23 protein-coding genes and 1 tRNA gene are annotated in these 22,416 nt (G+C 47.2%); 6 read left to right on the forward strand and 18 right to left on the reverse strand.

Annotated elements, in window-relative coordinates:
- The 3 genes from P8O70_08975 to P8O70_08985 all read left to right on the forward strand — a co-directional run.
- On the forward strand, positions 1–447 hold a 447-nt coding region (locus P8O70_08975; GenBank protein MDG2197007.1), incomplete at its 5' end, for a hypothetical protein.
- Positions 448–584: 137 nt separating this feature from the next.
- Entirely contained in the window at positions 585–893 is a 309-nt protein-coding gene (locus tag P8O70_08980) for an inositol monophosphatase family protein (protein MDG2197008.1), read from the forward strand.
- Positions 894–1,019: 126 nt separating this feature from the next.
- Positions 1,020–1,319 (forward strand): inositol monophosphatase family protein, encoded by a 300-nt coding sequence (locus P8O70_08985; protein ID MDG2197009.1) that lies wholly within the window; start codon positions 1,020–1,022, stop codon positions 1,317–1,319.
- A 612-nt stretch (positions 1,320–1,931) separates the two neighbouring features.
- Here the strand turns inward: P8O70_08985 and sthA are convergent.
- The 17 genes from sthA to P8O70_09070 form a co-directional block, all read right to left on the reverse strand.
- A complete protein-coding gene (sthA, locus tag P8O70_08990) occupies positions 1,932–3,344 on the reverse strand; it encodes a Si-specific NAD(P)(+) transhydrogenase (protein MDG2197010.1) in 1,413 nt (470 codons plus the stop codon).
- Positions 3,345–3,501: 157 nt separating this feature from the next.
- Complete coding sequence (gene der, locus P8O70_08995; GenBank protein MDG2197011.1) at positions 3,502–4,872, reverse strand: ribosome biogenesis GTPase Der; 1,371 nt, start codon at positions 4,870–4,872, stop codon at positions 3,502–3,504.
- Positions 4,865–7,267, reverse strand: a complete 2,403-nt coding sequence (gene gyrB / locus P8O70_09000) for a DNA topoisomerase (ATP-hydrolyzing) subunit B (protein ID MDG2197012.1) — start codon at positions 7,265–7,267, stop codon at positions 4,865–4,867. The genes der and gyrB overlap by 8 nt, the downstream gene beginning before the upstream one ends.
- Before the next feature lie 139 nt (positions 7,268–7,406).
- Complete coding sequence (gene recF, locus P8O70_09005) at positions 7,407–8,471, reverse strand: DNA replication and repair protein RecF (GenBank protein MDG2197013.1); 1,065 nt, start codon at positions 8,469–8,471, stop codon at positions 7,407–7,409.
- A complete protein-coding gene (dnaN, locus tag P8O70_09010; GenBank protein MDG2197014.1) occupies positions 8,465–9,595 on the reverse strand; it encodes a DNA polymerase III subunit beta in 1,131 nt (376 codons plus the stop codon). The genes recF and dnaN overlap by 7 nt, the downstream gene beginning before the upstream one ends.
- 324 nt (positions 9,596–9,919) lie before the next feature.
- Positions 9,920–10,744 (reverse strand): aspartate/glutamate racemase family protein, encoded by an 825-nt coding sequence (locus P8O70_09015; GenBank protein ID MDG2197015.1) that lies wholly within the window; start codon positions 10,742–10,744, stop codon positions 9,920–9,922.
- A 10-nt stretch (positions 10,745–10,754) separates the two neighbouring features.
- Positions 10,755–11,786 (reverse strand): cyclopropane-fatty-acyl-phospholipid synthase, encoded by a 1,032-nt coding sequence (locus P8O70_09020; GenBank protein ID MDG2197016.1) that lies wholly within the window; start codon positions 11,784–11,786, stop codon positions 10,755–10,757.
- A gap of 171 nt (positions 11,787–11,957) precedes the next feature.
- Positions 11,958–12,200 (reverse strand): hypothetical protein, encoded by a 243-nt coding sequence (locus P8O70_09025; GenBank protein MDG2197017.1) that lies wholly within the window; start codon positions 12,198–12,200, stop codon positions 11,958–11,960.
- Complete coding sequence (locus P8O70_09030; GenBank protein ID MDG2197018.1) at positions 12,200–13,717, reverse strand: SUMF1/EgtB/PvdO family nonheme iron enzyme; 1,518 nt, start codon at positions 13,715–13,717, stop codon at positions 12,200–12,202. The genes P8O70_09025 and P8O70_09030 overlap by 1 nt, the downstream gene beginning before the upstream one ends.
- 58 nt (positions 13,718–13,775) lie before the next feature.
- On the reverse strand, positions 13,776–14,987 hold the full coding sequence (locus P8O70_09035) for a type II secretion system F family protein (protein MDG2197019.1): 1,212 nt from the start codon (positions 14,985–14,987) through the stop codon (positions 13,776–13,778).
- Between the two features lie 9 nt (positions 14,988–14,996).
- Positions 14,997–16,034 (reverse strand): endolytic transglycosylase MltG, encoded by a 1,038-nt coding sequence (gene mltG, locus P8O70_09040; GenBank protein ID MDG2197020.1) that lies wholly within the window; start codon positions 16,032–16,034, stop codon positions 14,997–14,999.
- The gene (gene gspN / locus P8O70_09045) at positions 16,031–16,951 is read right to left on the reverse strand and encodes a type II secretion system protein GspN (protein ID MDG2197021.1); all 921 of its coding nucleotides are present in this window, start codon (positions 16,949–16,951) and stop codon (positions 16,031–16,033) included. The genes mltG and gspN overlap by 4 nt, the downstream gene beginning before the upstream one ends.
- Positions 16,952–16,966: 15 nt before the next feature.
- On the reverse strand, positions 16,967–17,464 hold the full coding sequence (gspM, locus tag P8O70_09050; GenBank protein ID MDG2197022.1) for a type II secretion system protein GspM: 498 nt from the start codon (positions 17,462–17,464) through the stop codon (positions 16,967–16,969).
- The gene (locus tag P8O70_09055; protein ID MDG2197023.1) at positions 17,457–18,170 is read right to left on the reverse strand and encodes a DNA-3-methyladenine glycosylase; all 714 of its coding nucleotides are present in this window, start codon (positions 18,168–18,170) and stop codon (positions 17,457–17,459) included. The genes gspM and P8O70_09055 overlap by 8 nt, the downstream gene beginning before the upstream one ends.
- Positions 18,146–19,225, reverse strand: coding sequence for a branched-chain amino acid aminotransferase (locus tag P8O70_09060; GenBank protein ID MDG2197024.1), 1,080 nt, complete (start codon positions 19,223–19,225; stop codon positions 18,146–18,148). The genes P8O70_09055 and P8O70_09060 overlap by 25 nt, the downstream gene beginning before the upstream one ends.
- Before the next feature lie 41 nt (positions 19,226–19,266).
- A complete protein-coding gene (locus P8O70_09065; protein MDG2197025.1) occupies positions 19,267–19,425 on the reverse strand; it encodes a hypothetical protein in 159 nt (52 codons plus the stop codon).
- A 50-nt stretch (positions 19,426–19,475) separates the two neighbouring features.
- A complete protein-coding gene (locus tag P8O70_09070; GenBank protein MDG2197026.1) occupies positions 19,476–20,240 on the reverse strand; it encodes a hypothetical protein in 765 nt (254 codons plus the stop codon).
- A 21-nt stretch (positions 20,241–20,261) separates the two neighbouring features.
- Here P8O70_09070 and P8O70_09075 point away from each other — a divergent pair, with 21 nt between their 5' ends.
- The 3 genes from P8O70_09075 (at position 20,262) to P8O70_09085 (ending at position 22,094) form a co-directional block, all read left to right on the forward strand.
- Positions 20,262–20,810: a WbuC family cupin fold metalloprotein gene (locus P8O70_09075; GenBank protein MDG2197027.1), complete on the forward strand. Its 549-nt coding sequence runs from the start codon at positions 20,262–20,264 to the stop codon at positions 20,808–20,810.
- Positions 20,811–20,881: 71 nt separating this feature from the next.
- Positions 20,882–20,968 (forward strand) — tRNA-Leu (locus P8O70_09080).
- A 172-nt stretch (positions 20,969–21,140) separates the two neighbouring features.
- Positions 21,141–22,094, forward strand: coding sequence for a hypothetical protein (locus P8O70_09085; GenBank protein ID MDG2197028.1), 954 nt, complete (start codon positions 21,141–21,143; stop codon positions 22,092–22,094).
- Here P8O70_09085 and P8O70_09090 read toward each other — a convergent pair.
- A partial coding sequence (locus P8O70_09090) for a transposase (protein MDG2197029.1) occupies positions 22,078–22,416 on the reverse strand: 339 nt, incomplete at its 5' end. The two genes, P8O70_09085 and P8O70_09090, sit on opposite strands and share 17 nt — an antisense overlap.

A 22,416-nucleotide genomic window follows, 5' to 3' on the forward strand; every position in this document is an offset into this window, starting at 1 on the left:
CAGACAATGCGCAGAGGCAAGGATCCCGCCCTCAAAGAACAGGCTCAAAGCTATACCTTGAAGGACTGGGACTCAGAGCCATTGGCAGAATCCTCGGGGTGCATCACAAGACAGTCTCTCGCTGGTTGGTGCAAGCTGCCCAAGCACTCCCAGCAAGCCCACCACAGACCGAAGCCTGCTCCTTCATCGAAATCGATGAACTCTGCACTTTCATTGCTAAAAAAATCCCAATGTTGGCTCTGGCTAGCGGTGGACTCCATCTTTGGCAAGGTCCTCGGCTTTGTCTGTGGAAGAAGGACGATCAAAACCGGTAGAGCTCTCTGGCAGCAGATCAAGCACCTGCCAACGATGGGCTCTGGCACGAACTTGCTGAAGGCCTACGAGAATTTCATTCCACAGGCCAAGCATTACGCAGGAAAGACTTCACCACACAAATTGAATCACTGAACTGCCGAATCAGGCATTATCTAGCAAGGCTCCATCGTAAAACACTTTGCTACAGCAAATCAAAAACGATGTTGGAAGTTTCTTTGAAACTGCTCATCCATAAGCTAAACAACCCTTAAGCTCCAACGCCAGAACAAATCTCAAAAAAATCTAAACAAAACCCTAGAGATTTAGTCATGATTGCAGACCATGCTGCAGAAAAATTTATCCAAACAGAAATTGGTAAAATTCTTCCACAAGCACATCTTGTTGGTGAAGAGTCTGTTGCTGAAAATCCTAAATTATTGGACTTAATTGGTACTAGTGATGTGTGTGTAATCATTGATCCAATTGACGGTACTGGGAACTTTGCCACTGGCCTTGCCGTGTTTGGGACAATGGTAGCGGTTGTTATCAGAAATGAAACTATTTTTGGTTTGTTATATGATCCGATAATAGATGATTAGATTTTTTCGAAACATGGAGAAGGCAGCTGGTTTGTGAATAGCAATGGCAGGCCTTCTTCAATACAAATTAGGGCTTATCGACCACATTACAACGCAAGGGGTTTTTTAGCTCTCGATGATTATTCGGTGAATGACCGTTCTACTTTATATAATGGTTTTGCGAGCATCGCACAAATTCATGATATTCGTTGTTCCTGTCACGAATACCGACTAATAGCTTCAGGTGAAGCTGACTTTCTACGCTCATTTTCATTGAAGCCGTGGGATCATGCTGCTGGCCAGCTTGTCCTCAAAGAAACCGGTGGTTGGGCTGCTGTAGATGGCCTTATCAACTACAAACCATCCTTGTACTCGGGTCGGATGATTGCGGCGAGCTGTTGTGACTTGGACGAAGAGATTACGCAAATATCTGCTACGCTCCCTTAGTATCTTGTTCATCTCTGACTTTGAGCTTTTTCCAGAACAATCCTCGCTAATTCACTGATTTTCAAATCAACAAAACAAGGCTAAAAAAACTCTAAATATTCAATTTTATGCTTAAAATTAATTTAATTTTTAGGTTTTTCTTTAAGTATTTAATAAGGTTTTTTTCCTACATTAAATTTTATACATCACTGTTATTGATTTATATTTTATTAAAAACACCGTATATAATTATTGTTAGTAGACCTAAAAAATCTCATTTTTTTAAGTAGTCAAAACCTTATTATCAAAAACTAATGGATCCGATACTTTATTAGGTTTTATAGCCTTGTTTTCTCTCATCGTGACTTAGCGATTATCTTTGAGCCTGCTCAGTTTCGTGTGTACTTAGCCTTGTAAAAGTTCTTTGATCAGAGAACTTTGCTTCATATCTAATTCCTCTCCCATCATGGGTAAGCCTCTTAGATGGAATTATGAAGGCTGAATGTTTGTTGTATTGTGAGGGAAAACGGAGCAGAGGCTAAAAACTGCTGATAACTCTTTTTTTTGAGATTGAGATATTAGCTTTTTTTAATATTGAGGAGACTCGGAGGATATGAATAATCTTGAGAAACCTCAGAGCGAATCATAATCCAGACGATTCATACCGTTGAAAGCAGCAATTCGGTATGCTTCGTCAAGAGTTGGCACATTGAAAACCGAGTTGATGAAGAACTTGATCGTCCCTTCGAAGTGCAACACACAGTTACCCAGATGGATCAGCTCCGGTGCGCGTGGTCCAATGATGTGCACACCCAGCAAACGCAAGGTTTCAGGACAGAAGAGTAGTTTTAGAATTCCTTCCTGTTCTCCCATGATGTGTGCTCGGGAGATTTCCTTGAAGTGCGAGATGCCTACCTCATAAGGAATTCTGGCATCTGTCAGTTCTTCTTCTGATCTGCCCACGTAGGCAACAGCAGGGATGGTCCAGATACCGTAGGGGAGTTCTCTCGGGATACGCTCATTTTCCAGTTGTCCAAATGCGTGCAACGTAGCAATCCTCGCTTGTAGCAAAGATGTGGAAGCCAGGGCAGGGAAACCAACCACGTCACCAACAGCGTAGATGTTTGGGATGTTTGTTTGGTAGTGTTCATTCGTTGGAATCAAACCGTTATGACCCAACTCAACACCGATTTCCTCCAATCCCAATTTATCAGAATTTGCGACACGACCAGCCGCCAGCATGACGGTAGAGCAGGGTAGCGTCTTACCACTATCTAACTCCACGTGCACTTCCTGAGGTGAGATCTTAACGATCTGTTTGACGTTTTCGCCAAGGCGCATCGTGATTCGCTGATTGCGCATCCGATAAACTAGAGCCTCTGCAATTTCTCGATCCAAGAAAGGCATGACATGACGATCCCGAGCGATCAGATTGACACGAATCCCTAGCTTGGCAAAGATGCAGGCATATTCGCAACCAATGACACCAGCTCCGATGATCGTGATTTTTTTGGGAAGTTTCTCAATCTTGAGGATCGTATCAGAGTCGAAGACACACTCATTATCGAGCTGTGCCCAATCCGCTTTTCGTGGTGCAGAACCTGTAGCAACAACCGTATAGTCAGCAGTGATCTGGTAAGGTTCCTCATCTGGATGGGCGGGTTGAATCTGTAATTCGGTTGGACTGAGGAATTGGCAACGCCCTCTCTCCAGAGTGACTCGATTCTTCATTAAGTTGCGACGCAGCTTGCTCTCCTGCTCACTGATCACAAGATCCTTGCGATACATTAACTCTTCAGTGCTGACGTTCTCACGCATGGAGATTTCAATTCCATGGGTTCGGCGGCGCAGCAACTCCAGATTGACAACTGTTTCTCGCAACGACTTAGATGGAATCGTGCCCGTGTGCAAGGAGGCACCACCAAGCTTCTCCCTTTTGTCTATCAGAAAGACTCGCTTTTTCAGCTTGCTGGCTTGGATTGCTGCTTTTTCACCTGCTGGACCAGAACCGATGATGGCGATGTCGTAGTGCCGAATTTCCTGCATACAAATTTCTTACTTTGGGGAAGAAAGATTTAATTGGTGTCACAATATTGAAAACCTAATTCGCAACTGCCAAAGAGTCTAGAGTAAGGTTACTCTATGCCTCATTTCTCTCTATTTTTCTGTGTAAATCTACAGGGAGTCGGTCAGGTACTTCGGTTCAATTCTGCTTGCGTTCACGGCCACGCCAAATTAGTTGCAAGGGCGTGCCCTCAAAACCAAAATGATAGCGGAGTTGGTTCAAAAAATAGCGTTCGTAGGAGTAGTTCAGTTTTTCTGGATGATTACTGACCATGACAAAGGTGGGTGGAGACGCGGAAACCTGAGTACCATAGAAAATCTTAGTAGCCCGACCAGATTTGGCAGGAGGTGGGTGCTTGCGAACAATCATTTCCAGCACCGTATTCAGATCTGCAGTGCTCACACGACGCATGTACTGCTGATAGACTTCGTCTACTTTCTGAAAAATTTGAGTTATTCGCTTTCCTGTTTTAGCACTCACGAATACCAGTGGGGCAAAGCCAAGAAATTCAATCCGCTCTCTCAGCTCCTCTGTCATAGCATCTTGCAAGCGTTGTGGCTCTAATTTACGAGGCATGTTGCGCAAGGCAATCTCCCCTTGAACCGCCAGATCCCATTTATTGACCACCAGCACTATTGCTTTTTTACGGTCCAGAGCGTACCCGCCAATTCGCAAGACCTGCTCAGTGACTCCCTCGGTAGCGTCAATTATCAGCAAAACAACATCTGAGCGTTCCATGGTCTTCAACGTGGAGACAATGCTGTAGGTCTCTATTTTTTGGGTGACTCTGCCTTTTCGTCGTATACCTGCCGTGTCCACCAACAGATACTCCTTGCCCTCATGACGGCAAAGGCTGTCTACTGGATCACGTGTTGTTCCAGCCTGCGAGTCCACAACCATTCGCTCTTCCCCCAACAAGGCATTGATCAACGAGGATTTGCCTGCGTTGGACTTACCGATCAATGCCACTCGTACCCGAGTACCAGCTTCTGGATCTGTGTAATCCAGCGGAACCTGCTCATGAATGGCCTCTAGCAGATCCTCCAGGCCACGTGTGTGAGCCGCAGATACGCCATAGACATGCTCCACACCCAATTGATAGAACTCTGCGATCTGCGTATCGTGGCTCGGATGATCTGTTTTGTTGGCGGCCACAAAGATCGGTTTCTTATGGCGGCTGAGATAACGATAGATCTCCTCGTCCCCAGGATTGAGGCCATCCTGAATGCTGGTCAAAAAAATAACAGCGTCGGCTTCTTCGATGGCAACCTGAGCCTGCTGACGCATCTGCTGGAGCAAGCCCTCCTCAGAGATCGGCTCAAATCCACCTGTATCAATCGCCAGGAAGCGAAAACCGCGGAAACTGGCCAATCCATAGTTGCGATCTCTCGTTACTCCTGGAATGTCTTCAACAATCGCAGTGTGACGACCCACCAACCGATTGAAAAATGTAGACTTGCCAACATTTGGTCGGCCAACAATTGCAACAACTGCCGGGGTTTCAGACATCCAGATTCTTTACCTTGAGAGCATTCTCTTCGATGAAACGTCGCCTCGGTTCTACCAGATCTCCCATCAGCACTGTAAACATATCATCTGAGACATTGACATCTTCGATGCGAACTTGCTTAAGAGTTCGTGCTTCTGGGTTTAGAGTAGTCTCCCAGAGTTGTTCTGGATTCATTTCACCTAGTCCCTTGTAGCGCTGGATATAAATTCCCTTCTTACCAAAGTTAGTTATGAAGTCCCTCAAAGCAAACCAATCTGATAGGTCATGAATTTTCTGATCATCATCTTCAATTTGCAGAGTTTCTCCACCAAGGAAACGCAGCAACTCCTCACGCTGCTCGATTAGATTATTGTAATTGTGGATATCTAGATTATCTAAAAAATTAAGAGTAAATCGCAGAGTTTCTCCTTGGATTTGAATTACCACTTGGTGACCTACACGTTCTGTGTCAAACTCCAGTTTGAAGTCTGGATAAAACTCTTGTAGATCTCTCATCCTTTGTAACAGGTAATCTATATCACTTGCTTCCATTCTAAACTGATTCTCCAGCCACTTATTGGTCAAAATTTGTAGGTCTGGATTCAGACAAAAACGTTGGTATTGGTCACAGTAACGATAGAGACGTCTTGCCATCTCTAGCAGAGCTTCTCCAGTCAATGATTCTCGTTCTGGCAGAATGAGTCGGAGTTTATTGCTGGATAGCATCATCAAGCGCTCTGCCATCTCTCTTTCATCTCTCAGGTAGAATTCTTCCTTGTTACGCTTCACTTTGTAGAGTGGTGGCTGAGCAATGTATAGATAACCACGCTCAATAATCTCCGGCATTTGCCGATAGAAAAACGTCAAGATCAGCGTCAGGATATGGCTTCCATCCACATCGGCATCAGTCATGATGATGACCTTGTGGTAACGAATCTTACTGATATCAAAATCCTTCTCAATGCTAGTCCCTAGCGCTGTGATCATTGTACGGATCTCATCGCTGGTAAGCATCTTGTCCATTCGGGCTTTTTCAACATTGAGAATCTTGCCTTTCAACGGCAGAATTGCCTGATTACGTCGATCTCTCCCCTGCTTAGCCGATCCACCTGCAGAATCACCCTCTACTAGGAACAATTCACTCAGTGCTGGATCCCGTTCCTGACAATCCGCAAGTTTTCCGGGTAAGCTTCCTACTTCCAGTACACTTTTACGTCGTGTCAACTCCCGGGCTTTTACTGCTGCAATACGAGCTCGCTGTGCCTCAGTAGCCTTCTGAATGATTCGTTTGGCCACCTGCGGATTTTCTCCCAGAAAAGTAGCCAGGCTTTCGCTCACCAACCTCTCAACTTTGCCTCTAGCTTCGGTGTTAGTGAGTTTAATTTTCTTCTGCGATTCAAACTGTGGATTTGCTATGCGGATGCTGATTACTGCAGAGATACCCTCACGAACATCTTCACCACTTAGGTTTTCTTTCAGATCTTTGGTCAGGTTGTTGGCAGATGCATACTTATTGAGCGTGCTCGTTAGCGCCGTTTTGAAACCTGATAGGTGTGTTCCTCCCTCTATAGTATTAATATTATTTACGAAAGAAAATATTCGTTCAACGTAAGTTTCGTTGTATTGAAAGGCTACTTCTACCTCAAGATCTTCCTGTTTGCCCTCAACATAAACTGGTTTTTCATGGAGAACATTTTTGTTTTGATTGAGATACTCAATGAAGGAGGCCACTCCACCTTCGTAACAGAATTCGGCGAACTCGTTGTTCCGGTTGTCTCGAATGGAGATGTAGATTCCTCGGTTGAGAAAGGCCAATTCACGCAATCGCTGTGAAAGAATCGCGAAGCTGAATTCAGTCTCTTCAAAAATCAGTGAGTCTGGCCAGAATGTGGTACGAGTTCCGGTTTTGTCAGAGGTTCGAATCGCAGCCAGTGGTTGCTTGGCATTTCCTCGTTCATATTCCTGTCGCCATAGTTGACCATCTCGATCCACCTCGACAACTAGCTTGCTGGAGAGGGCGTTGACCACAGAAGCTCCAACTCCGTTCAAACCTCCAGAGACTTTGTAGTTGCTGTTATCAAACTTACCACCAGCGTGCAGTTTCGTCATGATCAGTTCAACTGCGGAGATCCCTTCATCTTTGTGAATACCCACTGGGATCCCACGTCCATTGTCATGAACTGAAAGACTACCGTCGATATGCAGGATTACCTCAATCTTGTTGCAGTAGCCTCCTAGTGCTTCATCGATACTGTTATCGACAATTTCGAATACCAGATGGTGCAGTGCAGCAGAGTCCACACCACCGATATACATTCCAGGCCGCTTGCGAACTGCTTCGAGCCCTTTGAGCAAGGTAATATTGTCTTCACCATATCCGGAAGCAGCAGTCGTAGCTGGCGCTATTTCTTCCATAGAAACTCCTGAAAACCCGTAGAGGATTGAAAAGGGAGGCACAAGAAATCTGAGTCACCGATCCATTGACCGGTCCGGGTTCCTGCTACTTCGTTCAGCGATTGCTGGGGAGAGAAGAAACAGAGCAGAGGGGGGAAACTCAGACGAATTGCCCTTGCACCACTTGAAAAGTGTAACTCTTCGTATCTAATTTTTCTGGGCGTGTTGTTGAAGTTACGAAGATCTGATTCTTCAGTTGTGCAAAGAGCCCGAGCAGACGTTGGGAAACCTGCGCATCTAACTCGGAGAAAAGATCATCAAAAATCAGTATTGGATGTAAGGAATAATGGGAGAATAGTAACTGATTTATTGCAATTTTTAAAGATAAATTCGTGACTCTCAATTCTCCCTGAGAAAAAAAATCTCGATCAATTTTTTCATCTAGAAATAGGTGGTAATCATCACGATGAGGACCAATCAGCGCGTAACCTGATCGCAGTTCACGATCACGCTGTTCCTCCATCATTTTCTCCAATTGTTCCGCGTCACTACACTGGACAGCAGGATGGTAGCGCAGTGACAGCTGCTCTGGTCGACCAGTAGCCATCCTGAAGAGTTCTACCAAGTGAGACAGCACCTGTTCAGCAAAGGCTGCTCGGCGCTGGATCAATTCCCAGCCTGTACGTGCTAGGACTTGGTTCCAGGCAGAGAGCTGACGATCCTGACGCTGTCGCAGCGCAGCATTTTTTTCAGCCAGTATCTTGGTGTAGTCCTGGAGATGACGGAAGTAGCTTGGGTCCAGGGTGGAGATGATTCTGTTGAAGAAGCGCCGCCGCTCTTGAGGGGGTCCTCGAAATAGCGCTACGTCCTCCGGAGTAAAACTCAGAGCTAGAAAGGAAAGGACATATTCCGAAGTTCGTTGGAACGGGGCATGATCCAGCCAAACCTGACGACCTCGGGTTGAAAGGATAATTTGCACTCGACGCAAAACCTGCTGTTGTTCTAACAGAGCAGTCATTCGAGCTGCGTTGGCTTCACTGTACCAGAGTTGCTGCGTCTTGCGAGTTCGGAAGGATTCTAAATTACAGAGGTAGGCGATCGCTTCGACCAAGTTGGTTTTTCCTTGGCCGTTGTGACCGTGCAGCCAGTTGAGACCTGGTCCAAACTCAACCTGCAACTGGCAATAATTTCGAAATTGATGAAGTTCCAGCGAACGAATTACCATTCAATGCGCAATGGCATGATGACAGCGAGGTATTCTTCATCGTCAGCAGCCCTGATCACACTCGGGCTCATTGGGTTCTTGCACTCTAACTTGACTCGCTCGGTCTGGATTACTCCCAGCGCATCCAACAGGTAGCGTGAGTTGAATCCCACCTGAAAGTCTTCTCCGCTATAATCTGCTTCCATTTCATCACTCACTTCCCCGTATTCGGCCTTTTCGCTCTCTAGCCTTAGTTTCCCCTCGGTCAAGGTTAATTTGACCGGCTTGAGCTTTTCATAGCTGATAGAAGAGACAATTCGCAGTGCACTGACCAAACGTTCGCGATCGACAGTGGCCACCAGGTGATTGTCCTTGGGAATGATCGGATCACAATTGGGAAACTTCCCCTCAATCAGTCGAGTCTTGAAAGAAACCTGGCTACCAACAAACTGCATCACACGATCATCGAAGCTGATCGTGACTTCTTCTCCAAAAAGTTCGATAGCCTTACGAATCTCACCCAGTGCCTTGCGAGGAATGATCACGTCAGAAACAGATTCAAAGGACGCAGACTCCACGCCCTTGAGCACTTGTGCCAAGCGATGGCCATCTGTTGCCAACCACCTCGTCAGGTTTCCTTCCTTTGAAGAAAGGTTCACCCCCATCAAGTTTTTGCGGGATTCGTTGGTTTGTGAAGCGAACAGTGTCATGTCAATGCACTGCTTGAGATCCTGGGCTGGTAGCGTTAGCGACTCTGACAACTGTTCCAACTCAGTCTGTGGATAAAGACCTACTTCCACCAAAGGTAGGCGCATCTCAGAAGCTCCACTTGTGATATGCACCCAGTGCTGCTCCGTCGAACGGATGCGAATATCATTACCCTGAAACTCCCGACAGATATCGTAGACTTTCTTTGCATTCACACAAATACTTCCGGCTTGAATCACTTCTGCTGGGAAGTGTTCGATGATGGAAATTTCATAATCTGTTGCTGAGAACTCAGCTTCATTATGATCTCCATCTTCTCCTGAAACAGTTCTTAGTAGAAAGTTTGAGAGAATCGGTTTGGAAGCACTCTTGTCAATGATGGAAATGATGTTCTGAAGAGCGCTACGAAGAACTTCCTGTTGAATTAGAATTTCCATATTTTTTTATAGTCGTAGTAGTAGTCTGTCGAAAACCTGTCGAAAACCTGTCGACTGGCTTGAAATAATTCAGCTTTTATAGCTTTTTGGGGTTGTCGAAAACTTGTTCAAACTTGTCGAAAACTTGGGGAGTGTATCAACAAGAACAAACAATGAACAGGTTTTCGACAAGTTATCGACAGGTTTTGGGAAGATTGTCGAAAACCTGTTCAAAACTAATCTAAGCTACTGAAACTAGATATTTTTTAGATTAAATTCAAAGAAATTCGGGTAAACTGCCTGTCGAAAACCTGTCGAAAACCTGTCAACTGGCTTGAAATTATTTCATTTTTTTAAAAATGAGAATACCTCTTCCTGGTTCAGTGCTGTGATCAATGGGAATGCACCAACATCCTCTAGCAGGTGTATCAGAGTCCTACGTTCTTCCATCGGAGTTGAGTAAGCACCAATGAAACGAATGGCATCATCTGGAGACCATTGCTTGACCAGTTGTTGTGTAGCTATTCTATTTGGATTGATCAGAAATGGTTCAATACTGATGTCATCCAGAGCTTCCAAAAATAGATTTTCTTGCCAGCCGTAGTGTGTGCAGCCAAGCACAACAATCACTTTTCCCGGAGAAAGTGGTGGATTGGCACCGCTCAGGAATAGTCGGATATTTTCGATTATCCGAGTTCCGGTTACATCAGAAGAGATCATGTCTGCTAAACCTGGACAGGCAATCGAATGCGTATCTGGTAGCAGTTGATCGTACACTCCGGAAGAGATTGTAGTCGGTGTTGCTAAAACAAGTAATCTGGAATATCCAAATTCTTTTGCTTTTTCAAGGACAGCTTTGCGTGTCAACTCAAGCATTCCCTGAATGGGTATTTCAGGAAGCTTAATTTCTGGTAGCAATGCTGAGAGTGTGTGGCAGGCAACAAAGATATGATTAGGTTGGTAACTGTCTGCAAGGCGGTGTAGGAAGGTTTGAAAGACTTCCTGCTTTTCAGCTAATGACTCCATTGAGTTGTAGCTACGTCGGGGATCTGGAGCTGCGTTGACGTAGAGTAATTCTGTATTTTTTGCTGTGGGACTAGTGGGAGCTGTCAGTAGATCAGCGCAGACAGACAACCCTCCCAGGCCTGAATCAGTGACTACTAGACGCACGGAAGTAGCTTCAGCACCGATTGTTGAAAAGATAGTGCGAGATCAGCCACTCATTTCCACCACGAAATCCCCATACTTCTGAAGTCGCCAGGAAGAACATCCGCCAACGCTGGAACCAGACATCGGCATCTTTACCGTAAGTCTCACGAAATGTTTGTAGAATTTCTCCCTTCTGTGAATCCATCATTTGTAACCAGGCATCAGCTGTCCGTTGGTAGTGCACGCCACTCAGAACCCAGTGCTGCTCTAATAGTAGGTCTTTCTGGAAATAGAGTAGCAGATCGTTGGAAGGCATGATTCCACCTGTGAAGAAGTAGCGTCCCATCCAATTGGAATCTCCTTCGGAGGAAAAAGCATAGGCATAGCGACGGTGGCTGAAGATATGGATGAAGAGTTTTCCTTCCGGTTTCAGCCAATCAGAAATTCTCTCCAACAGTGACTGCCAGTTGCGCATGTGCTCAAACATTTCTACTGAGACAACGCGATCAAAGTGCTGTTCTGTAGTGAAGTCGTTCATGTCGCAGGTTTGCACACTCAGGTTCGTCAAACCCAACTCCTGGGCACGCGACTCAATAAATTCACGCTGAGGCCGAGAATTCGAAACAGCCAAAATCGAAGAATTTGGATAATGCTTTGCCATCCATAAGGAGAGTGAACCCCAACCACAACCGAGTTCGAGAATCTGTTGACCATCCTGTAATTGCGCTCTCTCACAAGTTAGAGCCAGCATAGAGGCTTCAGCGTATTCTAATTCTGTAACACCCTCAGGAAAATGGCAGCAGCTGTATTTGAGGTGTGGCCCTAAGACTAATTCAAAGAATCGCGGAGGTAGCTCATAGTGTTGCTCGTTTGCTTCTTGAGTGTGCAGAGCAATTGGACTCTGTCGCATCTCCTCAAAAAACGTCATCATTGCTTGCCGTTCCTGATCTGGACCCTCCTGTGCTTGCTCTCGAAGGCGCTGCAGTATCAACAGACGAATGCCAGCACGGGTCAGCAAATCCGGAATACGACCATTTTCGACGAGTTCAATCAGGGAACGCAAGAGCATGGACAAGACACTTTGAAGATTGGGAATGATAAACTTTCTCAGCGTAACTTATGTGGGATAACAGACAAGTGTGGAGAAATTAGCTTATTTAAGTAACTCTAGATATCTGAATTAGGCGAAAGCGTGTTGGGAGAAAAAAGTGCGCACAGAGGCGCACAAAAGAGCTTACTTGGCGTCGCGACAGTAGTCGTTGTAGGGAAAGCCAATGCTCCCGTCGCAGAAACGACGGAGAATCAGGTACTCACCGCTGCAGCCAGTACTTACCAGAACCGTACCCCCCAGTACGAGTCCCAGCACCAGCTTGCGGAAGAGCCGCTGTCGGAAGATGTGCATGGACACCTCATAATCGAATGGAAGCAAGAGAAACAGACACAATAGAAGGGTATCAATTTTTGTGCCCCAAGTCATCAAGGGTCGGCACACACGCGAAAACCCAGATAGTTTTGCCTCATTTCTGGTGGGTTACCACCTCTTTGCCAAAGTTCAAGAGATTCTGGTTGATTTCGATAGCTCCCACCGCGAACTGTTCGCAATCTCCCCTCTTTAGGACCACTCGGTCGGGTGACTGTTTCTGGTACTAGAGGCGCATAATAGTCTTGAACCCATTCCCAAAGATTTCCCTGCATATCAAAGAGTCCCCAGGTATTTGGTTGCTTGCGCTGAACAGGCTGAGGACCTGGTTGAGAAAGATTGTGGCTGTGCCAGGCGTGTTGGTTGAGGCATTTGGCTTCTGTCCCGCAACCAAATCTTCCTTTTCCTTCAGCTCTGGCGGCATACTCCCATTCTGCTTCCGTGCAGAGTCGGTAATCTCCCGGATACTGACGACTGAGCCAGCGTGTGTACTCCTGAGCCTGATCCCAGGAAATGTAATTGAGAGGTGCATCAACCCGATCTGGATTTTTCATTGTCCAGTGGTGTGATTCGGTTGGTTCTGAATAACGACAAGCACCAGCCTCCATACACAATCGATATTCGCCCACAGTGACTTCGTGATTGAGAATGTAATAGATCTGATTCATCGTCACTTCACGCTCTGGTGGTTTGCCAGGGCTACCCATCATAAAGCTGCCTGGCCAGATTGGAACCATCCCAGGTACAAGAGTGCGTGTCTCAAAGGACCATTCGTAACGAGCCTCCAGGCGATTTCCCTGTAAATCTTTGAGTTCGGGTAGTAGCGTTACCCGATACGTCATTCCATATAACCAGGGTTGATCCGGAATGAATTTCAGACTGGTCCCTTCTACCTGCAAGTTTCCCGATACTGGAATATTGCGAGCCCCTTGGGTTGCTTGAATCCTTACCGATTCTTTACTAACTGTCTGAGGATCCAATGGCTGACTTAGATAAACACTGATCGATTGGTCAGCCAGAACCTGGGTCTCTCCGTCAGTTGGATTGACCAGCACAACACTAGGAGGCCGCATCAAGGGAGGCGGTGAAGTTAGGAAGTTCCAGCTTAATTCACTTAGCATCTCTCCATTCCAGCCACGTAGAGGCTTGAGTAAGTTGACAGTGTAGGAAGTATCGTGAGCGAGTTCAGGATTGGGAGTGAGTGTGAGACTATTGCCCCTAGTACTTAGCCGGAGTGAAATTCGAGTACCTTCGGAATCAGCCAGTGCAAAACTCTCAGCGTTTAGGTTTTTGGAGTCTAGCGGTTGATTGAAGTTGAGTAGGATTAGTGTATCTGGAGAGACCGTGGCATTGGGAGCTGGAACCAGAGAATTGACGGAGAGTAGCTTTGGTGTCTGGCTGAACTCTGGAGCCGAGATTGGCTCAGAGATGGGTTCATTCTGTCTACTACTCGAGCTTTCACCTGTTGATACAGCAGGAAGTAGCTGTGGGGGATTTTCTGATGGTGAGGTCTTGCGTTCACAAGAGATCAAGAAGTGGAGCGACAGGACAGGTAGCAGATGGAACAGCCTCATGATCCCCCCTCGGACAAACAGCAACGATGGGGGTGGCTGATGCTGAAAGATAGCGAGACTAACGACCGAGCAATTGATTCATGTTCAGCATCGGTAGCAAGACAGACAGCGCAATGAAGCCAACAATTCCACCCATCAATAAAATCATAGTTGGTTGTAGCAGAGCCGTCAGACCCTCCAACAATCTACTTACTTCCTCCTGCATACGGTTTGCCACACGCTCTAACAACTCATCGACACGGGCTGCTTCTTCTCCAATAGCCACAACGTGCTGGACATAATCTGGGAAGTAACCAGTTCGACCCATCGCTGCTGAAAGTGGGATTCCCTTGTTATTGACTTCAATAATCATCTTGTTTAGCTGTTCGATCAGCAGTTGATTGACAACCACGTGTCGTGAAATTTCCAGAGCGGTCTTTAAATCCACTCCGCTCCCGAGCAAGGTACCGAGAGTTTGACAAAAACGAGCGATCAGTACCTTTTGCATCAGGGGACCAATCAGTGGTGCTTTCAGTTGCAGTTGTTGAAGAACTTTCTTGCCAAACTCGCTACGTAGAAAAGCTGAGAAACCGAAAATCAGGATTATCAACCCAATCAATACAAGGTACCAAGAGTGAACCATGAAATCGCTGAGTCCCATCAAAATTCTGGTGGGCAAGGGCAACAGGGTTCCTTTGCTGGCAAAAATCTGGGTGATCTTGGGCACGATGTAAGTGACCATAAAGACAACCACCAGCAATGAAAAAACCAGCATGAAGGCTGGGTAGATCATTGCTGATTTCAGTTTACCTCGCAGACGTTCTTGAGTTTCGTAGTAATCGGCAAGCCGTTTGAGAATTGTACCCAGATTGCCGCTGTTCTCTCCTGAACGAATCATGCTGACATACATCTCAGGAAAGATTTTTGGGTACAGCTGCAGCGCATCCGCCAAAGATCCCCCTTCAACAACACGTGCTCGGACTTCGGCCAGGATTTCTTTAAATCCCACCGCTTCAGTCTGCTCAATGATGAGTTGCAGGGCCTTGTCGTAAGGAATTGTAGCGTCCATCAACACTTCGAACTGTCGAGTGAAGAGAGTCAACGCTCGCTTGTAATTGGTTCTGCGTTTTGGGAGGAAGGAACGACTGGTGTTGCGGGAAACCCGAATTTCCTTGGGATAGAGCTGCTGAGAGCGTAGTCGCTGACGCAGGTCACTCTCACTAACGGCATCTTCAGAACCCTTGCGCAGAACCCCAGCATGGTCGAAAGCTTGGTACTGGTAGAGTGGCATGGTCGAGTCTCAACGAGAGTTGCGGTGGGGTTGAACCTGGTATTTCCAAACAGCACGCTGATGCTCCCGCAGGGTACGAGAGAATGCGCTACTACCGTCTCCTCGTGCAACGAAATAAAGATATTTCACACTGGCAGGCTGCAATGCACTATGAAGGGAGTCCCAACCGGGGTTACTGATGGGCGTTGGAGGTAAACCCATTTCTGTATAAGTGTTGAACGGCGTTGGGGTCTCTAAGTGTTTCCGTGTGAGATTACCATCAAAATTTGAAATCCCATAGATTACTGTTGGATCGCTCTGCATCTTCATCCCCAAGCGTAAACGGTTATGAAAAACCCCGGCAATCAACAGACGGTCTTCTGCTGTCCCCGTTTCTTTCTCAATCATTGACGCAAGGATCAAGAGTTGATGATCACTCAGCTTCTTACCCCTTTCAGCAGGAGTTTCTAAGCGTAACTGGATAAAACGATTATTGAATTCCTGAATCATCAGGCTCAAGATTTCAAGCTCGCTACTCTCTTGCGCGATGAAGTAGGTTTCAGGGTAAATAACTCCTTCCAGGGTTTTCAGGCCTTGAATTCCTGATAGCTTGCGCAGTGCAGAATCTGTAAACAGTTCATCGTAACGATTGGCCTGACCAAGACCCTGTTCCACAAGGCGGGCTGTAGCTTGTTGGTAGCTCAGGCCTTCCGGGATAGTAACACGAACTTGCAGGCCGCTACCGGAAACAAGGTGGTTGAGGAGGGCGGCATGGTTCCAGCGAGGATCTAACTGAAATTCTCCGGCTTGTAACCGGTGATGCCGTCCGTTGAGGCGAGCGAGAAATTCAAACCAGAGGGGTTGCTGAATCAGGTTAGCTTCTCGGAGTTGCTGAACAACTTGGGAGAAGTTGCTTCCGCGCTCGATTCGTACACGAATGGGTTCATCACCCTGGCCGATTGGAAGGTTCCAAAGCCAGATCAGATTGAGAGTTAACAGTAAGAGCCCTAACAGCAGCCCAATACGTTTACTAGCCAATCCCCTAAACAGAATTCCTGGTCGCTTCATGTGCAGCGGTTCCGGAAAGGTGGAGAGATCTGTCGGAAGGTACCTCGTATCTTGACATCAAAGAAGTCTCCACAGCGAAACCCTTGTAGCATCATTGTCAATGGCCCCAGTTGATCCTGGAGCTTTTGCGACAGCCGCACTTTCAGATCCAGATCAATTCTCGATTCCAAGAGGTTTCTTTCGTTGAGACGAATATTGCCGGTAACGCTTCCTTCCAGATCGCCATTCAGCGTCAGTTGACTGATCTCGATCAACTGCTGTTGCATTGAGATCACATACGACACCTCTGGTAGATTCAATTCAGTAATGGAGAGTCCGTTGAGCAGTGGGTGTTCCTGATTTAGGCGAAATCGGAAGTCTGTCATGGAGCCCTGCAAGGTGCCGATGGGTAGAGACTGCTGTCTTCTTTGCAGTTGTGTCAGGTTTTTGATCTCACTATCAAGCGACAACACTCCCGCTGGAAAGCCAAAGGGGAAAGTATTGGCCAGTGGTACTTGTTGCAGCATCAACTCATCCAAGGAGATATTCAGGGTATTCATCCCAGGCAGATCCACTGCAAGCTTGAGGTCAGACTGATAGAGTTGGGCCTGTACCCAGAATTGCTGAAATTGCAGAATGGGTAGGAAAGGCAGAGTTACTTGGTCCAGTTGGGCTAGAGTTTCCAACGGAAGCATCCAAAGCTGTGGAGGGCGTGGAAAAGTAACTGAGGGAGTAGAGAGGTGGGTCCATTCAAGTTGGAGTGGTTCGATCTCAAGCTGGAGGCCTGCCTGGCGTCGAGCCTGTGACTCTATATAGTTGGCAACGGCTTCTCCAGGAAATTGCTGACGAAAGCCGGCGAGCAGCGCCACAACCAGCAGTACTAGGACTGCAATGAATGTGAGCAGAACCTTGAGGATTAGCAGCGGTAGACGTTGCAAGCAGGCCTTTACAGATCAGGAGTTGGAGGAACGAGGACTCTGTTTGAAGACCTGAAAGTTCAAGCGCACCACACGACTTCCTGGAGCCACGCTGAAAAGAAGTTGCTCGATTTGAAGGACTGGCTGGTTATTTTCAAGCCGATACAGGACCTCCAACGCATCATCTAAATTCAGCTTGTCCAGGCGCACTTGGACACCATCCAGACCTTCTGGTGGGTTGCTGAGCGCATTGAGTTGCAGGTTGTCCTGAATCTTTAAATCACGAGCAACAGCTTCGACAAAAGCAGAAAGTGGCTGCTCCATTACTGGGGCAAGTGGCCGATTTTTCAGTTGGTTCCACTCACTGGCTAGCGCTTGCAACTGGCGTAGCTGTTGTCGCCGATTATCCAGTTGTTGTTGTAACAGTGCTTCCTGAGCAGCGAGCTGCTTTTGTACATACACCCCTCCAAAGGCCAAGCCAATGAGAAGCAATAAACCCAGCAGTAGTTGTTCACGAGGGGTCAGTTCACGCATGAGGACACGCGATAGAGTCAGAAGTAGAAAGAATACGTACCACTGGCGGCGATTTCCGAACTCGCAGTGGATTGCGAGTACAGTAATTGGCAAAGCCAGCATCGATGAAGCGGTAGGGGAGCTGTTCGTCCCGACCCGCTGGAATTCCAAGACGAGTGGTTTGCAGGACTTGTTCCGGACGATAGTCGGTATCCAGTAGCTCCAGGCTGTCTGCTATCAACTGTTGTTGATCCCAATCTGGAACCTTTAGTCCTAGAGAGCGACAGAGCAGGGTTTGTCCTGAGCAGAGTCGCTTTGAGTCACGAATCCGACCGGCGATACGATTGCGGTGCTGCATGGTTTGCACCATTGCTTGGGAAGTTGGATCGTCTGGAAAGAAGGGAAAAATGACCGCTGATTTGAGCAGCACGGCGTTACCTTCTCCCTGACAACTGAAGTTGAAGGAGTCGCCACCGTGCGCATAGTACATGTAGATGGTACCGGGTGCTTGGAAGAGAGCGTTGCGTTTGGGAGTCCAACCCAGCGAGGCGTGGCTGCCTTTCTCAGTCAGGTAGTAGGCTTCTGTTTCGATCAGCTGTGCCGCCAACCACTGTCCATCCAGGTGATGCCACAACACTTTCCCTAATAGATCTCGAGCAACTTCGCAGGCATCGCGATCAAAAAAATCCCGGTCTACGGGAGTCATTCGTCGATCAGTTCCATCCATTCATAGGGATCTTCCATCTCACCATACTGGATGCCAGTTAGGTTTTGGAAGAAACGTTGGGCAACAGGTCCGGTCTTTCCTTCTCCAACGAGAAAGCTCTCACCCTTCCAACTGAGTTCACCAACCGGAGAAATGACGGCAGCAGTTCCAGAACCAAAGATCTCCTTGATGGTTCCTTGACGCACCCCTTTGAGTACCTCCTCAATACGGATACGCCGCTCTACCATTGGTAGTCCCCAGTGGCGTCCAAGTTCCAGAACGGATCGACGGGTGATGCCCGGTAGGATGGTTCCGTTGAGTTGGGGCGTTACAATTTCATTTTCCATGACAAAGAAGATGTTCATGGAACCAACTTCTTCGACATATTGTCGTTCCACCGCATCCAGCCAGAGAACCTGTGTGTAGCCCTTTGCCTGGGCTTCCTTTTCAGCCAAATTGCTAGCAGCGTAGTTGCCTGCTGTCTTCGCTTCACCGACCCCACCAGGGGCAGCTCGGACGTACTTTTCTTCGACAATGATCTTGACTGGGTTGAAGCCTTCTGGGTAGTAGGGTCCGACGGGGCAGAGGATGATGAAGAACAGGTATTCCTTGGAAACCTTCAGTCCCAGTGCTTCTTCGGTAGCAAGCAGAGTTGGGCGGATATAGAGCGATGTGCCTGGTTCATTTGGAACCCAGTTTTGATCGGTACGCAGCAGCAGCTTGAGTGCTTGTAGTCCAGTTTCAACATCCAGTTCGGGTAGACAGATTCGCTGAGCAGTTCGTTGGAGTCGCTCAAAATTCTGCCGAGGGCGAAAGAGGCGAATCTTTTGATCAGCTCCTCGATAGGCCTTCATCCCTTCAAAGGCTGACTGACCATAGTGCAGCACCAGGGTGGATGGAGACATCTGCAGGTGTTGGAAGGGCTGAATCTTGGCAGAATGCCAGCCACCACGATCGCTACTCCAGCGAATCGCTAGCATGTGGTCCGAAAAGACGGTGCCAAAGGTTACCCCAGTCAGTGTGCTCGGTGGGGTCTTGCGTGCTTGCTGCGGAAGTAGTTCCTGTGCGATGTCCATGTGTGCGTATTGCTGGATGAGGAAGTGAGAAGCGGTCGAACTCAGCGGCTATTGAGGTACTGCATCTGGCGGTATACCTGCTCTTGCCGATACTCATCGTAATGCAACAACAGATAAGCTGTGGTTGAAACAGTACTTACGAGCAGCAGCAGGGCGATGCGTACAATCCACTTAGTATGTTGCATGGTTTCGGCCGACAAAAAAACTGAAATTATGTAGAAATCACTTCATGCTTGTCAAGCGGACGCTCTCAGAATGCAAAACCAACTGTGAAGACCATGGCTGCTGGTAGCCGCATCGAGGAGTACCAGCGGTCCCGACGTCCGTTTTGCTCTTCTTCCAGATTGGCTCTGAATTTATCAGGATCGTCATTGAATTTGATATTGTTATACTTGCTTTTGACCGAGTAGGACTGTTCGGAAGGGATTATCCATCGCAAGAAATCAAAGGAAGTAAACATGTTTTCAGAGATCTTCTGAAACCCAACCCCTACGGTGTAGACACTGGTTTCGATGGTCATGTCGTAGTAGGCTTGTGCTGGTTCATACTTGCCATTGACTACTACTCTTTGCCCATACTTGATATAACCACGATTATAAAGCTCCAATCGACGCTGCTCACTAGTACCTGCTAGGTAGAAGCCTTCCGCAATAAAGACCTTGGCATACACCGCTGTATTTATGATTCTGACATCCCCAATTCCATCTTTCCGTAGATCATCTAGAGCACTGAGAATATCAGAATCTACTAACTCCAAACCTACTACAATAGGGTCATAGTAGGCCCCTAGCACAATTCCTGGAGAGGTTAGCAATAGTGGGCTGAGTCCATACTGTATTCCGAAGAGGAGGGCGAAATTACGCTCAAATCGATAGCCTCCCAATTGAAGTGATTCTTCTGTTCCTGGATCGAGTAGCGGATCTTTATCCAGTGGAGATGCTGATTCTTCCTGTGCTCCCACCCACATGGGGACCGACAGAAACAGGAAGAAGAGCAGGATTAAACGCAGACGCATAGACTTGCTTCGCCGACAGGTTTGAAGGATAGTGCAGGACTTACACAAAATAGACCACAAATTTTTGCCGACTACCTTGCTATGACTAGCCTTGTGCGCATTGACCAGCAACTGCTGAGTAGCCTGAGCCAACGTGCTCATCAGCATTCACGACGACGTTTGAACCATAACTTTCATGAACCTCCAGATGTTGTTAACCGGATGCTCAACGCAATTGAGCCTGATAGCTATATCTGTCCTCACCGACACCAACATCCTCCATTGGAAGAATCTTTCCTGGTCCTGCGAGGCGCTGGGGCTGTGATTGTATTCGCAGACACGGGGGAGTTAGAGGACATCCTGGTGTTAGATTCAAGACGTCAGTGCTGGGGTGTAGAAATTCCAGCAGAGCGCTATCACACAATTCTCTCTCGAGCTGTCAGTAGCGTGTTTTACGAGGTCAAGCAGGGCCCTTATGATCCCCAGCGTGCCAAGGAATTTGCTCCCTGGGCCCCTTTGGAAGGCACTCCAGAGGCACTGGCTCATCTACAACGCCTACACAGATGGGTGGACCAGGCCCAGCAAATGTAACCTCGTCAAAAAAGTGGATTGACAAGTCCTAGAGGCTGGGAGATATTTTTCAGCCTATCTCCGCATCGAATGCCGACGTGGCGGAATTGGTAGACGCGCTAGATTCAGGTTCTAGTGGGGGCAACCCCGTGGAGGTTCGATTCCTCTCGTCGGCACCAAAATTCAAATTTTCCCATCTGATTTCAATAACTTAGTCTACTAAACAAGACTAGTTTTTTGCTAAACTTTTCTGATTTCCCCAAATTAATTCTGGAATAGTCATTACTCTAATCATTACTAATTGATTCTCGTCTGAATGATGAGCAGTTGGTGATTGAGGAAGGACATTCCATGGCATGGTTACGAACTCCCTCCCGACTCGTTCAGAATCCTCGTTCTGGTTCCTCTTTTTTCTTTCAAGTCTACATTCCCAAAGATTTGACTCAGCACTTTGATGAAATCAAATCCTTCCGTATCTCTCTTCAATCTGGTACCAAAGCACATTCGAGCAGATTGAGTAGAAATCTCTCAGCAAAAGTTGACACTCTCTTCAACGAAATCAGGTCAGGTATGCGTTCACTGACGATAGCAGATATCAAGGAAATCCTCAGAATTGAAATCAGGAAATCCATTCTGCACTCCCGTCATGTTCATCTGGGCACCAATGAATTCTCTGAAGAGTCAGTTCAGGAGAGTCTGAAACACCAACGCACCAGAAAAAAGAATCTCAAGAGTACTCTGCAGCAGAACCTGAAGGAGTATGAATCCAGAATTGATCAGACTCTGGAGGCAATTCTTTCCAGCAAGGAGATTGAGATTCATCGCAATTCTGTGGACTACAAGCAACTGAGAAGGAATTTCGTCAGGATTCACAATCTCAGACTGAAGTGGATTGAAGACCTGCTGGAGAACAAAGGCAGGAAAGATTCAGACTTGGAAGCAGAAGCAGAGACTCTGGTGGAGATCGATCTCTATGAGAGAGAGAACAAGGTTTATTCAACCCCAAATAAATCAATCAAAACAGTGTCTGGAGCAAACGGGGTTTTGGAGACGATTGAGGGTTATCTGGAGAGAACAGCAGAGAGAACCATTGAAGAAAAGAAGACAGTCCTTGAGGAATTCTGTGAAGTCACCGGAATAGACTCTATGGAGCAGGTATCAAAGGAGGTCATCAGAAACTACAGCACGGTTCAGTCTGGACTCCCTCTAAATCGAAAAAAGAACCTATTGACTGAGGAGTTCTTAGATAGATTGAAAGAACAAATACTTCATGAACTAGGGCCTGTCATCAATTTAGCCAAATGACCGCCGCTATCCAGTAGATACCCCGTAGAAAGGCACAGGCCCGCTGATCGTAATGGGTGGCAATCCCCCGGTATTGCTTCAGCTTGGCAAAGAGGTTCTCAATCAGGTGTCGCCAGCGGTACTTCTCTCGGTCGAACTCCCAGGGTTCCTTTTGATTGGACTTCGGTGGAATCACTGCTTCCACCTGGCGCTGTTCCAAGCGATCCAGGAGTCTTGCCTTTGCAGCGTAGGCAATGTCTGCCAGCAGTACCTGGATCTGATCGAGAAGGGCCTCCAGCAACACGTCAGCACCCTCCAGGTCATGGGCTTGACCGGGACTCAG

This window comes from SAR324 cluster bacterium (assembly GCA_029245725.1).
In the GTDB taxonomy this organism is placed as follows: Bacteria; SAR324; SAR324; order SAR324; family NAC60-12; genus JCVI-SCAAA005.

Bases quoted from the DNA above. Each gene is read 5' to 3' on its own strand.
- sthA (MDG2197010.1), bottom strand. From the start codon at position 3,344: ATGCAGGAAATTCGGCACTACGACATCGCCATCATCGGTTCTGGTCCA.
- der (MDG2197011.1), bottom strand. From the start codon at position 4,872: ATGTCTGAAACCCCGGCAGTTGTTGCAATTGTTGGCCGACCAAATGTT.
- gyrB (MDG2197012.1), bottom strand. From the start codon at position 7,267: ATGGAAGAAATAGCGCCAGCTACGACTGCTGCTTCCGGATATGGTGAA.
- recF (MDG2197013.1), bottom strand. From the start codon at position 8,471: ATGGTAATTCGTTCGCTGGAACTTCATCAATTTCGAAATTATTGCCAG.
- dnaN (MDG2197014.1), bottom strand. From the start codon at position 9,595: ATGGAAATTCTAATTCAACAGGAAGTTCTTCGTAGCGCTCTTCAGAAC.
- P8O70_09025 (MDG2197017.1), bottom strand. From the start codon at position 12,200: ATGACTTGGGGCACAAAAATTGATACCCTTCTATTGTGTCTGTTTCTC.
- P8O70_09030 (MDG2197018.1), bottom strand. From the start codon at position 13,717: ATGAGGCTGTTCCATCTGCTACCTGTCCTGTCGCTCCACTTCTTGATC.
- P8O70_09035 (MDG2197019.1), bottom strand. From the start codon at position 14,987: ATGCCACTCTACCAGTACCAAGCTTTCGACCATGCTGGGGTTCTGCGC.
- mltG (MDG2197020.1), bottom strand. From the start codon at position 16,034: ATGAAGCGACCAGGAATTCTGTTTAGGGGATTGGCTAGTAAACGTATT.
- gspM (MDG2197022.1), bottom strand. From the start codon at position 17,464: ATGCGTGAACTGACCCCTCGTGAACAACTACTGCTGGGTTTATTGCTT.
- P8O70_09055 (MDG2197023.1), bottom strand. From the start codon at position 18,170: ATGGATGGAACTGATCGACGAATGACTCCCGTAGACCGGGATTTTTTT.
- P8O70_09060 (MDG2197024.1), bottom strand. From the start codon at position 19,225: ATGGACATCGCACAGGAACTACTTCCGCAGCAAGCACGCAAGACCCCA.
- P8O70_09070 (MDG2197026.1), bottom strand. From the start codon at position 20,240: ATGCGTCTGCGTTTAATCCTGCTCTTCTTCCTGTTTCTGTCGGTCCCC.
- P8O70_09085 (MDG2197028.1), top strand. From the start codon at position 21,141: ATGGCATGGTTACGAACTCCCTCCCGACTCGTTCAGAATCCTCGTTCT.